The 11,959-nt window shown below is 51.5% G+C and carries 10 protein-coding genes and 1 pseudogene; 4 read left to right on the top strand and 7 right to left on the bottom strand.

The window, feature by feature from the left end; all coding sequences use genetic code 11:
• Window positions 1-99 precede the first annotated feature (99 nt).
• The 4 genes and pseudogenes from lysS to BLP78_RS07625 form a co-directional block, all read right to left on the bottom strand.
• Window positions 100-1,629 carry a lysine--tRNA ligase gene (lysS, locus tag BLP78_RS07610; protein WP_090458103.1) on the bottom strand — a complete coding sequence of 510 codons (1,530 nt, stop codon included), beginning with the start codon at window positions 1,627-1,629 and terminating at the stop codon, window positions 100-102.
• A 12-nt stretch (window positions 1,630-1,641) separates the two neighbouring features.
• Window positions 1,642-2,746, bottom strand: a protein-coding gene (prfB, locus tag BLP78_RS07615; RefSeq protein WP_143002914.1) for a peptide chain release factor 2 whose coding sequence is annotated in 2 segments (ribosomal slippage) — window positions 1,642-2,664 and window positions 2,666-2,746 — 1,104 coding nt in all. Because the reading frame shifts where the segments join, the coding sequence is not laid out codon by codon here.
• An 814-nt stretch (window positions 2,747-3,560) separates the two neighbouring features.
• Window positions 3,561-4,008 (bottom strand): annotated as a pseudogene (locus tag BLP78_RS07620) (DDE-type integrase/transposase/recombinase); the annotation flags it as partial.
• Between the two features lie 449 nt (window positions 4,009-4,457).
• On the bottom strand, window positions 4,458-5,285 hold the full coding sequence (locus BLP78_RS07625; protein ID WP_090458104.1) for a hypothetical protein: 828 nt from the start codon (window positions 5,283-5,285) through the stop codon (window positions 4,458-4,460).
• 569 nt (window positions 5,286-5,854) lie between these two features.
• Between BLP78_RS07625 and BLP78_RS07630 the strand changes: the two genes are divergently transcribed.
• Window positions 5,855-5,959, top strand: a complete 105-nt coding sequence (locus tag BLP78_RS07630; RefSeq protein ID WP_371128868.1) for a PEP-CTERM sorting domain-containing protein — start codon at window positions 5,855-5,857, stop codon at window positions 5,957-5,959.
• 536 nt (window positions 5,960-6,495) lie between these two features.
• On the opposite strand, the gene fghA is transcribed toward BLP78_RS07630, so the two are convergent.
• Window positions 6,496-7,359, bottom strand: a complete 864-nt coding sequence (fghA, locus tag BLP78_RS07635; RefSeq protein ID WP_090458106.1) for an S-formylglutathione hydrolase — start codon at window positions 7,357-7,359, stop codon at window positions 6,496-6,498.
• 48 nt (window positions 7,360-7,407) lie between these two features.
• Window positions 7,408-8,532, bottom strand: coding sequence for an S-(hydroxymethyl)glutathione dehydrogenase/class III alcohol dehydrogenase (locus BLP78_RS07640; RefSeq protein WP_090458108.1), 1,125 nt, complete (start codon window positions 8,530-8,532; stop codon window positions 7,408-7,410).
• Between the two features lie 228 nt (window positions 8,533-8,760).
• Here BLP78_RS07640 and BLP78_RS07645 point away from each other — a divergent pair, with 228 nt between their 5' ends.
• On the top strand, window positions 8,761-9,270 hold the full coding sequence (locus BLP78_RS07645; protein WP_090458109.1) for a DUF1269 domain-containing protein: 510 nt from the start codon (window positions 8,761-8,763) through the stop codon (window positions 9,268-9,270).
• Window positions 9,271-9,309: 39 nt separating this feature from the next.
• Here the strand turns inward: BLP78_RS07645 and BLP78_RS07650 are convergent, their stop codons facing one another.
• A complete protein-coding gene (locus BLP78_RS07650) occupies window positions 9,310-10,446 on the bottom strand; it encodes an FAD-dependent oxidoreductase (RefSeq protein WP_090458111.1) in 1,137 nt (378 codons plus the stop codon).
• Between the two features lie 72 nt (window positions 10,447-10,518).
• On the opposite strand from BLP78_RS07650, the gene BLP78_RS07655 reads away from it, so the two are divergent.
• Both BLP78_RS07655 and ubiE read left to right on the top strand, forming a co-directional pair.
• The gene (locus tag BLP78_RS07655; RefSeq protein WP_090458113.1) at window positions 10,519-10,911 is read left to right on the top strand and encodes a gamma-butyrobetaine hydroxylase family protein; all 393 of its coding nucleotides are present in this window, start codon (window positions 10,519-10,521) and stop codon (window positions 10,909-10,911) included.
• Window positions 10,912-11,082: 171 nt separating this feature from the next.
• The gene (ubiE, locus tag BLP78_RS07660) at window positions 11,083-11,817 is read left to right on the top strand and encodes a bifunctional demethylmenaquinone methyltransferase/2-methoxy-6-polyprenyl-1,4-benzoquinol methylase UbiE (RefSeq protein ID WP_090458115.1); all 735 of its coding nucleotides are present in this window, start codon (window positions 11,083-11,085) and stop codon (window positions 11,815-11,817) included.
• Window positions 11,818-11,959: the final 142 nt, after the last annotated feature.

Genomic DNA, 11,959 nt, shown 5'->3' on the forward strand with positions numbered 1-11,959 from the left:
ATTCAAATATTTCTGACGACATGTCCCTTGTTTATTTATCAGTGGCGGATACCTAAGCTGGTAGGCGTGTATTTGCATAAGCTATTCCTTTAATCCGAATCAATCTTGCTGTCGTAATTGCGGAAACAGAATCACGTCGCGAATACTCGGGCTATCGGTGAAGAGCATTACCAGGCGGTCTATACCGATACCCTCGCCTGCGGTGGGTGGCAGGCCGTATTCGAGCGCGCGAATAAAGTCGGCGTCATAATACATGGCCTCGGCATCTCCCGCTTCTCTTGCATCGGCTTGTTCGAGAAAGCGCGCAGCCTGATCCTCCGGATCGTTCAATTCGGAAAACCCGTTGGCGATTTCGCGGCCGGCAATGTAGAGCTCGAACCGGTCGGTTATCGCGGGATTTGCATCGTTACGCCGTGCCAACGGCGAAACCTCGGCTGGATAGTCAACGACGAAGGTTGGCTCAAGCAGTAAATGCTCGGTGGTTTCGTCAAATAAGGCAAGCTGTAGCCCGCCGATGCCGTCCGCAGGTTTGTAAGCGATTCCGAGCGCCTCGAGTTTCTTGACCAGGAAGGATCGGTCGCCGAGTTGTAAATCGGTATATTCCGGATGAAATTTTCGGATCGCCTGGGTAATGGTAAGCCGCTCGAACGGTTGTGCGAGGTCAATTTCACGCCCCTGATAAATGACTTTGGTTGTTTCCAGCACCTTTAGCGCGACTTCCCGCAGCATTGTTTCGGTGAAATCCATGAGGTATGTGTAGTCCTGATAAGCCTCGTAGAATTCCAGCATGGTGAATTCAGGGTTATGCCGGGTGGAAATCCCTTCGTTTCTGAAGCTTCGATTGATTTCAAATACGCGTTCCATGCCGCCGATGACCAGGCGCTTCAAATAAAGCTCCGGCGCGATGCGGAGATACAGTTGCATATCCAGCGCGTTGTGATGAGTGATGAAAGGCCGTGCCGCGGCGCCGCCCGGAATCGGGTGCATCATTGGCGTCTCCACTTCCAGATAGCCATGCCTGACCAAAAACTCACGAATGGACTGGATGACCCGGGAGCGCGTAACAAAAACGCTACGGCTGTTTTCGTTAGTGATGAGGTCTAGGTAGCGCTGACGGTATCTTTGCTCCTGGTCGGCCAGGCCATGAAATTTTTCCGGCAGAGGGCGCAATGATTTCGTGAGCAGCCGCAAATTCGTGACGCGAACGGAAAGCTCACCGGTTCTCGTTCTGAAAAGCATCCCCTGGGCGCCCAATATATCGCCGAGGTCATAATGCTTGAATGCGTCATGCGCCTCGATGCCGGCGACGTCGTTGGCGATATAAAGCTGGATGCGCCCATTCATGTCCTGGATGGTGGCGAAGCTTGCCTTGCCCATCACGCGCTTCAATACCATTCGTCCCGCGACGTTTACAACCTTTGGCGCCGCTTCCAGCATTTCATTGGAATGGTCGCCATATTGCCGGTGAAGATCCGACGAAAAATCGTCGCGACGAAAATTGTTCGGGAAGGCGTTACCTGTTTTGCGCAACAGATCCAGCTTGGCGCGGCGCTCCTCGACGAGCCTCGTCTCCGCGTTAAGCGAATCGAGGGATTCGCCCGGACTTTCCTCTAAAGCATCATTCGTCACTGTCAGCTCTCCTTATATGCCTTGTTTCAAGCTGGCTTCGATGAAATCATCCAGCCCGCCGTCCAGTACGGCCTGTGTGTTGCCACTTTCGATATTGGTCCGCAAGTCCTTGATGCGAGACTGATCCAGCACATAAGAGCGGATCTGATGTCCCCAGCCGATATCGGTCTTGCTGTCTTCTATCGCTTGTTTCTCGTCATGCCGCTTGCGCAGTTCCGCCTCGTACAGGCGCGATTTCAGCATGGCCATCGCGTCTGCGCGATTGCGGTGCTGCGAGCGGCCGCTCTGGCACTGCACTACGATACCCGTGGGATTATGGGTTATCCGGATGGCCGAGTCCGTTTTGTTGATGTGCTGGCCACCCGCGCCGGATGCGCGGAAAGTGTCGACCCGTAAATCAGCGGGGTTGATTTCCACTTCGATGGTCTCATCCACCTCAGGATAAACAAACACGCTGGCAAAGGATGTATGGCGTCGATTACCCGAATCGAACGGGGATTTTCGCACCAGCCGGTGAACGCCTGTCTCTGTGCGAAGATAGCCATAGGCATAATCGCCTGAAATTTTGAGACTTGCGCTCTTGATACCCGCGACTTCGCCCGGCGACTCCTCCATCACCTCCACACTATAATTGCGGTGCTCGCAATAGCGCAGATACATGCGTTCCAGCATTGCCGCCCAGTCCTGGGCTTCAGTGCCGCCGGAGCCGGCCTGAATATCCACGAAGCAATTATTGTGATCCATGGGGTTGGAAAACATGCGGCGGAACTCCATTTCCGCCACGGTCTTTTCCAATCGGCTGATGTCGTGCTCGATACTGTGCAGCGTAGCGTCGTCATTCTCTTCCTTTGCCATCTGGAACAGATCTCGCGCATCATGTAACTGCCGACCGACCGTTTCCAGATTAATGACGACACCTTCCAGCATTTTTTTCTCACGCCCCAATTCCTGGGCGCGCTTGTTGTCGTCCCAGATCGCAGGGTCTTCCGTCAGCCGGGTGAGTTCGTTCAGCCGTGTTTGTTTGTTATCGAAGTCAAAGATACCTCCGCAATGCTGCTGCCCGGCTGTCGAGATCCACGAGTTGATGGGCAATGTCGTTAAGCTGTTCCGCTTCCATAGGAGCCTTTGAAAGTGCAAAGATCAAGAATTATACAGGAAGCGAGAATCTCGTCCGTAAGTTGACCAGATATGGAGGAGAGTAATAATCCTAAATAAATTAGGAATGTGAGCGGATCGCCTTTGGTAATGCGTTCAGCTAATTCCTTGAAACTCGCATTAAGCGTTGTGCCATATCCAAGAAAATGTGGAGCATCGTATAGTTAAAACAAATATTCTGCGATTTCAATCTTGTGCGGGCGGGCGTGCCAAATAAATGCCCTACCGAAGTAGGGCCATTTATTTACTTCTTCTTTCCTGAGTGAGGGGGCGTACGTTTTTCTACGACAGTTGTCTTAGGGCGACGTTCTGCCTCACTAACTGGGATATACCGTCCAGTACCTGCATCACGTCCAATTTTATTGCTGCCACTATTTTGCTTCTTCATTTCAGTTCCTTATGAAACGGTCGCGATATTGTCTATTGACCAGTAAGTCAAATTCATACACAGTATGCGCAAGCCAACTTTAAATATTGGATTTTTGGCCCCTACCGACCCCTGATTAGTCACCGTGGAAGGTTTATGCTAATCGGGGGTCTTAATTTGCTCACTTGACCGAGGGGCCGCGTCAAATGAGCCGATTATCTTCTCATAGCTTCCTCCAACTCCGTGGAAAGTATTCTGCTTGTTGGATCTTATAAGTTAAGACTAACCCGCTAAATGTAGTATTTGAAGTGATTATAATTACCATATATAGTGCTTTAAATCCATGATGCCATATTTTTTCGAATGTGTGTCGAAAAAAATATTTTTCTGTCATTTCAAACTTGGGGTTTTATCCAATTTTTACGGGCGGTTTGGTTAAGCCTAAAGCATACTGCTGACGCATTTCCAGTTGCCTTCCTTTTCTTGGGTTATGGAATCGCTCGATATAGTCGAAGATATCTGTCCCCGCTTCAGCCCGGGTTCGATACTGTCAGCGATATATTCGCTCGCGCTTGAGCACGCCAAAGAAGCTTTCCGCTGCTGCATTGTCGACACAACTGCCTACCGCACTCATGTTGCAAATTAGATTGTGTCCCTGTAGGAAGCGCTGGTATTCGTCACTGGTAAAATGACAGCCGCGATCCGAACGCAGGATGACCTTGGTTTTCCCCCCGCGTTGCCACAGCGCCACAAGTACGGCCTGCTCATCGACCAGCCCACCACGATGCCCGAGTAAAAATCCACTGCCACGCCAGATACAGCCTGCTTTCCTGGTTGCGCAAGGTTATGTCACCCACCGGGTGTCGCACGGTTCGTTGCCATACCAGCGCATTCCCTCTTCTACTCATAATGTCAATAGCATACCACAGAAGAGGATCCGTCTCTACTTATTTTATTGATTTAGCATTATGTATTCCGTCACGAATGGTGCCGCTTCACCGTCGAAAGACAGCGATGATCTCAACTTTCAGCGATTGGCTTGCGCAAGACGAAGTCATCTTTGGCGATGCGGGCTACATCAGTGAGGAATACAAGCGGGGATCACGGCAGATGGGAATATCTGAGGGGCGAAATCCGTTCGCTATTGTCCAGAGCGGACGATGAAACAGAAAAACAGGGCAACTCGGCAATGAAATAGGACCGGGAAATGAATTGTCGGTTGGTTTGCGCTAAAAAAACAGCAACCAGCCTCCACAGATCTGGAAGCAGCTATTTGATCAGCGCTTCCCTAGGCAACGGAGACGAACTATCTTTTCCAAATTACCTTCCATTGGCCATGGTCCAAGTCCCAGAGCTCGAGGAGTTGAACCTTTGGTGCCCCCTCAACACCTATCTGCAGTCCACCCCCTTCGAATTCTGGATGATCCTGGCTAATGGGTTCATAAAAATACTTGTAGAAGCGTAATTTGGAATCTGCTGGGTCAGATTTATCACCATTGAAGGCCACATAACATGATTCTCCTAAGCCCGCAGTCATGATCGTGGCGCGTAATTGACAATCACTCCATTCTGAGAGAATTTGCAGTGCATTTCGTGTCTGCTCAGGGCTTTCCCATTTGTCGTAGGAGCACCAGTGGAAGTCAGGTTTGATCCGCCTTACAGGCTCCGTTTGTTTGGGTACCGCTGGTAACTTACCAGTTCGAGAGATGTAATCTATGAGACTTTCCTTTGGATCTACCATTCCTTTTGAGTTTAGGATTCTAAAAATAGAAGGCGCTAGGTTTTCAATTTTAAGGATTTTAAAAAGTGGAAACGCAGGATTGGAAGGGTTGACGGTAACTGGGTAATTTCGCTCATATGCTTCCATTCCGCCAACCCAACTGTTCACATGTTCCAAGCTTGCGACGAGAGCTTGTTTTCCCGCTTCTGTATGAGTCCTGAAAATATTCTCCAACTCGGAAGTTCGATGATTTCCATATTCATCTACAAAGCGGCAACACACAATCAGGAAGCCTTCCATTGCCGATTCAGTTAGGCGCTCCCCGACTATCGAAATTAGTACATCTGCTTGCTCTCTCGATATCGGATCATCTTCGGGATGCCATTTTGTTAGAAGTTTTAGAACGTCAGCCATATTCTTTCGTCATTCTTGTTTATTTGTAGTTCAAGAAATGGCATCTTACTATTAATCCGTTAGCAAAATAGTTCCCTTTTACTACATTTCATGGAACCTATGGCCAACGCAGTGGGTATAGGCGTATTGCTTTGATAGCTTAAATTCCATCACCTAAGTTGAAGCAATGAATGCTAAACGCCACCTGTTGGAGGGTGCCATGACACTTTGCCATCGCTTCAAAATCTGCAGCCTCATTCGGGCCGCAGCCCTGATTACCGGCCTCGGCCTTGTTACTCACGTTTTCGCCCTAGAACGGCGCTCCTTCCTCATACCTCAATACCGGGGCAGTGACCGTGCTTAGCACGTTAGGCGGGATTTCAGCTTCCTAATGACATCAACGATGTGGGCCAAGTGGTGGGCCGGTTCTAGCATAGCTACAGGAGCGTCTACAGGTGTTGACCGTGCCTTCATCACCGTCCAGATGGAATGGGGATGATGAACTTTAATTCACTAGTGGATCTGCCCGAGGGATGGATTCTAACGGAAGCCAGGGGGCTCAATAACAATGGACAAGTGATTGCATAGGCATTGTTCCGGAACCAGAAATCTATGCCTTGATGCTCATAGGGCTGGGGTTGGTCAGGTTTATGGCACGACGCAAGAAGGCAGAAAGTTTCATTAAACGTTATTGAACTCCTATCTCTTTCTCAACTTATAAGCGCAACGTGTGGTATAGCACCTGACGCTGTACCACCTTGCCATTCAACAGACGTCGGTTCTCCGCTACACTCCAGTAGTGGTGCGTCTTGCCATCCTTGGTCCGTCGTGTGCATTTGAGGAACATGCACCCAGTTTAAGAACTCGCTCCCCCGTTGCCAAGGACCAAGGTCTTCATTACAGCGACTTTCACGCTTTTAACAGTACACCCAAAAGCAAAATCAACGACTTACCGCAGAGGCCGCGTCAAAAATCAATGGAAAATAGTGGTTTCAGGGCGCGAATAGCGAAAGTCGGGTTAGCGTTGCTGTGTTTCCCGCCATCCGCCCCGTAACGAGCTCACCAGAAAGGTGAAGCTTGTGGGTAGAAAAATCCTTTTCAGCGATAGTACTTAATTAACAAATAGGAAGTGGGCGGTCAACTGTCGTAATGTACGCAGATATCAAAAATAAACGAAGGAAGCCGCTTGACGCTGCCGAACTGCCGTCCCGTTAATCCATTGATTACTCGATCAACTACGCAATGCCTGAGCGTGAAACTGCAGATGGTTTTCGATAAATGTACTAATAAAGAAGTGGCTGTGATCGTACCCCGTTCGCATGTTGATCTGTGCGGGATAGTGTGCTGCTTCACAGGCGGCAATGAACCGCTCGGTTTTCAGTTGCTCAGCCAGGAATTCATCCGCATCGCCCTGATCGATCAATATCGGCAGATGCTCCGATGCGTGTGCGGCCTCAATCAGTAGCGTGGCGTCATAAGCCTGCCAGTTTTTCATATCGTTGCCCAGGTAATGGCTGAACGCTTTCTTCCCCCAAGGACTGGTGGTCGGGTTGACCACAGGTGAAAAAGCCGATACCGACCGGTAGCGTACAGGATTTCGCAATGCAATCATGAGCGCGCCGTGGCCCCCCATGGAGTGTCCGCAGATCGAGCGCCGCTCGTTAATCGGAAAATGCTGCTCGACCAGGGCCGGTAGTTCATCCACGATATAGTCGTACATGCGGTAATGGCTGCGCCAGGGCTCCTCGGTTGCGTTTACGTAAAAACCGGCGCCCAGCCCCAGGTCATACGCATCCGCAACATCCGCTACGCCCTCACCCCGTGGGCTGGTATCCGGCATGACAAGCGCAATCCCGAGTTCCGCCGCGACCCGTTGGGCTCCGGCTTTGGTGACAAAGTTCTCATCGGTGCAGGTCAATCCCGATAGCCAGTAAACGGTCGGCACTTGCCCGCGATTGCCCAGCGGGGAGGATATCCGAGGAGGAAGATAAATAGAAAAGTTCATGTTGCAATTCAAAGACTTCGAAGCGTGTCTGTAACGCGCTTGCGACCCATCGAATGAGCGGTGCGACGAGAGAAGCTGTAGTTCCGGCATATCCCTATCCTTAAAAGCAACCTTCAGCCTCGGGTAAAACCCCTGGCCTTATTTATCGAAATGAATAACCGTGCGAATGGATTTACCTTCGTGCATGAGGTCGAACGCTTTATTGATATCTTCCAGGCCCATAGTGTGAGTAATAAAAGTATCGAGCTCGAATTCTCCATCCAGATAGCGTTGAACATAGCCGGGAAGTTCGGTACGGCCTTTTACGCCGCCAAATGCCGAGCCGCGCCATACACGCCCCGTTACCAGTTGAAAAGGGCGTGTGCAGATTTCTTCACCCGCGCCGGCGACGCCTATAATCACGGATTCTCCCCAGCCTTTATGACAGCATTCAAGGGCAGAACGCATCAGCTTGACATTGCCGACACATTCGAACGAAAAATCCACGCCTCCGCCGGTCATATCGATAATCACGTCTTGAATCGGCTTGTCGTAGTCCTTGGGATTCACGACATCGGAGGCACCCAGTTGACGTGCTATTTTGAATTTGCCGGGATTGATGTCGATTGCAATAATGCGCCCGGCCCGGGCCATGGCCGCACCGATAATCACGGCCAGGCCAATGCCGCCCAAGCCGAAAACCGCCACGGTATCGCCTGCCTTCACCTTCGCGGTCTTGGCAACAGCGCCCAGACCTGTCGTCACGCCGCAACCGAGAAGGCATACTTTTTCCAGCGGTGCCTCCTTACTGATTCTGGCCAATGAAATTTCAGGTATTACCGTATATTCCGAAAAGGTCGAGGTGCCCATGTAATGATAAATGGGTTTCCCGTCCTTAAAAAAACGTGTCGTACCGTCGGGCATAAGCCCTTGTCCCTGGGTGGCCCGGATAGCCTGGCACAGGTTGGTTTTACCCGATTTGCAAAACTTGCACTCGCCGCATTCAGGGGTGTAGAGCGGGATTACATGATCTCCCACCTCAACACTCGTGACACCTTCGCCGAGCGCCTCGACGATGCCGCCACCCTCATGACCGAGAACCGCCGGAAACTTTCCCTCGGGATCTTTCCCCGACAGGGTGAATGCATCCGTATGGCAAACGCCGGTGGCTACGATGCGAACGAGTACTTCGCCTTTTCGTGGCGGCAGCAGGTCAAGCTCTTCGATAGTTAACGGTTGGCCCGGTCCCCATGCAACCGCTGCACGTGTTTTGATTGTTTCCATGTAGTTCGCTCCGTCTTCGTACTTTGATCAGCAAGGCTAGTATGCTCAGGAATCCGTCAGTTTTCAAATTCCGTTACTTCTTTTTAGCGGTGGTTGCGTCTCGCTTGAGAATTTCTGCGATGGTTTGCTTTTTCATTTGAGCCGTCCTATGATGAAATCAGGCTGGTTTGCGTCTCTGCCATTTCCGCCCTGAATGATTTATCTGTGAACAATTTTTAGGAGATCATGATGCGACGAATCTACTTTCTTGTTCCCGATTTAACCACGACCAAACGTATCGTCGACGAGCTACTCCTTTCGCGAATCGAAGAACGACACATTCACGTGCTGGCGAAGCGCGGTACTCCTCTGGAAGAACTGCCCGAAGCCAGCTTGCTTCAGAAGAGCGATTTTGTTCCTGCAGTGGAGCGTGGACTTGCACTGGGCGGAACAGCGGGTGCGCTCGCCGGACTGGTCGCCATCGCGCTTCCCCCCGCCTCGACGGTCATTGCAGGCGGAATTCTGTTGGGCAGCACTCTCGCAGGGGCGGGAGTAGGCGCATGGGCGGGTAGTATGATAGGCGTGAGCACGGCCAATTCCAGGGTCAAGCAATTTGAGGAGGCAATCGAGGCTGGCCAGTTACTCGTTCTGGCCGATGTGCCAAAAAAACGCGTTGCCGATATTGAGGCGCGGATAAAAGCACACTTGCCTGAAGTGAAGGTCGAAGGGACGGAACCCATAATACCCGCGTTTCCTTAAACCTCTGACATGTCTTGCAAGATAGCTACATAACGGCCGTTACTGGAACTGGCGCATGAAACGCTGGTCAATCCAGTTTTTTAACCACCAGAAAAAAGCGGAACGCGCTGCCAAGTCGCTGTAAGAAGCAATGGCGCGTCCATCCGCAGTGCCGATAAGGCTGAGGCTGTGCCGCTGAGGTTTATAATCCTTGAGTAGACGACCCGCCAGATAGGCTCGAAGGTTGTGCTCCAGCGGTTTCGCCATACGCACCGCAAATACACCGGATCTGGGTAATTTCCGGTTTTCGATGGAAGCTGCATCCCCCGCAGCAAAAATCCAGGGATGATTTATTGCCTGAAGGGTTGGCTTGACTCTAATGAAGCCTTCACGCGTAATATCCAGGCCGCTCTCCCCCAGCCACGCCGGGGGTACAGCCTGCGTAACCCAGAAAACGAAGTCCGCAGCCAACAATTGTCCGTCATCGAGACGCACACTATCCGGCATCACCTCGACCACCTTGGCCTCGGTTATCGCAGCCACATTTCGTTCCAGTAACAGGTTGTGAACAATGTGTCGTGCGCGTGAATTGTGCCCCGGCAGCAAGCATGGCTCGCTGTGAATGATGGTGAATTCAGCGTGCGCCAGCCGGGAACGCATGGCTAGCGCCAGTTCCACGCCGCCTGCACCGCCGCCCACGAGAATGATTTGCAGCCGGCCTGTGCTATTCCGGGCCGCGGCCATGGTGCTTGCCCAGCCTTTCAGCAGGCATGGCACAGGCTTCGCCGGAATCGCCCATGATTTCGCGCCCTCTACACCTTCCGTACAAGATATCCCGCCGACATTAATGGAAACCAGGTCGGCAGCCAGGGGCTCAGCACTGCCGTCGAGCAGCACCTGCTTTTGTTTCAAATTCATTCCACACGCTTTTGCATGGATGAACTGAACATTGGCGAGCCTGCATAGATGTCGTAGATCGATAAGCAGTTCTGCTTGCTGGTAGAAGCCGCTGATATGCCCTGGCAACATTCCCGAGTATGCAGCGCACTCGAAATCGCTCACCATGGTCATACGCACGCCGCGTAAAGGATTTTTGCTGAGTTTTCGCAGCAATAAGACGTGTGTGTGGCCGCCACCGATAAGTATCAGCTCATGAGGATGGGCGCCATTTGACGAGTTGGTTATAATGGTCGGCATCCCCGTATCGATGTTTTTGTTTTATCCACGCTGGTTTATCATTCGCCAGTTGCAAACTGGAGGAGCGGCACAATGGCAGGGCTAAGTAAAGACACTCCCAGTCCCAGCGAAATAAAACTTCATCGGAAGTCCAGAATACTGGAGATTTCTTTCAGTGATGGAAAAATTTTCCAGTTTCCCTGTGAGTTTTTGCGGGTCTATTCGCCTTCCGCGGAAGTGCGCGGCCACAGCCCCGGGCAAGAAGTGCTGCAAACCGGTAAGAGAGAGGTAAATATCAACGATATCAAACCCGTGGGCAATTATGCAATCCAGCTTAATTTCTCGGATGGGCATAATACCGGCCTTTATTCGTGGGATTTACTTTATGACTACGGCTTGCGCCACGATGAAATGTGGCAGCGGTACCTTCATCGCATGCAAGAAGCAGGCGCGAGCCGGGAACCGATGACCCCCAGCAAGCATTGAACCGTAACCGGCAAGGAAATCCGCTGAACAACTTCCCGGTTTCGCGGCTCGGTAATCGGCTCGGCTGCCAGCCCAGCCCCAACTATTCGCCCCAATCCGCGGCTTTTGCACAGGTTCTACAGCAACCCGTCTTGCTGTAGTATGTGCCCTTCATTCAAATACTGACCATCCATGACAAAAACAACTCATTTCGGCTTCAATACCGTAGCTGAAGCAGAGAAAGCCCGCAAGGTAGCCGGGGTATTCGATTCGGTTGCCGAGCGCTACAACCTGATGAATGACTTCATGTCGGCGGGTATGCACCGGATGTGGAAGCGATTTGCGGTAGAGACCAGCGGAGTCAGAAAAGGAGACCGGGTGCTTGATATTGCCGGCGGCACCGCCGACTTGAGCGCCTTGTTTTTGGAGCAGGTGGGCAGCAATGGCGAGGTCTGGCTCACCGACATCAACAACGCTATGCTCACGATAGGCCGCGACCGGTTACTCGATGAAGGTGCGGCTGTCTCGGTAGCGCAGTGCGATGCGGAAAAGCTGCCATTCCCAAGCAACTATTTTGATTGTGTCAGTGTTGCCTTCGGCCTCAGAAACATGACCCACAAGGATATGGCATTGAAAGAAATGCTGCGCGTGCTCCGACCTGGCGGACGGGTTATCGTGCTTGAATTCTCCAAGGTATGGAAGCCATTGCAAAGCTTTTATGATCTTTACTCATTCAAGGTACTTCCAGCGATGGGCGGGTTCATTGCCGGAGACCCGGATAGCTATCGCTATCTGGTCGAATCCATTCGCGTGCATCCCTCGCAGGAGGAATTGAAACAATTGATGCAAAACGCCGGATTCGAGCGAGTAGAGTACTTCAATCTATCGGCGAGCGTGGTTGCGCTTCACCGTGGCTACAAGTTTTAAGGCCGAAAGACTCTAAGGCCGAAACACCTCGGCGATTGGAGGAGAAACGATTACTCTTGTATGTATGATAGCGTACAGAAAAATTTCCTGGCGCTTGTTAGTATCACTCTAATTCCCCCCGGTTCTCCACGCAGATAAAAGG

The organism is Nitrosospira sp. Nsp1 (genome assembly GCF_900100985.1).
Taxonomy (GTDB): Bacteria; Pseudomonadota; Gammaproteobacteria; order Burkholderiales; family Nitrosomonadaceae; genus Nitrosospira.